The following is a 243-nucleotide window of genomic DNA, read 5'->3' as shown; positions in this document are numbered from 1 at the left end:
AATCCGCACAGCTTTATTTACAAGCGAATAAGCTCAATCAACCCTTTCTATTGCTGACCAGTTTACCTCATGGTGTTGGTTCAAATGATATCGGTTTAGACCGTGGCCAGCTAGGCCAAACCCGAATGGTACAATTTGAACAGCATGGTCCTTATGTTGTGCTCAAGCAGCTTAATACCTATTTTCGCGCCTCCAGTGATAACGTTGCTGAGCGTCAAGCGGTCACACAAGCTTTTGCTGAAT

General features: G+C 44.9%; 1 pseudogene. It reads left to right on the top strand.

The features are described 5' to 3' along the window. Window positions 1-243: pseudogene (locus AAEZ00_RS21995) on the top strand (zinc-dependent metalloprotease); the annotation flags it as partial.

Origin of the sequence: Shewanella sp. S1-49-MNA-CIBAN-0167, from assembly GCF_040310145.1 — a bacterium.
GTDB classification, from domain to species: Bacteria; Pseudomonadota; Gammaproteobacteria; order Enterobacterales; family Shewanellaceae; genus Shewanella; species Shewanella psychromarinicola.
This window is presented reverse-complemented; position numbering and strand designations above follow the sequence as displayed.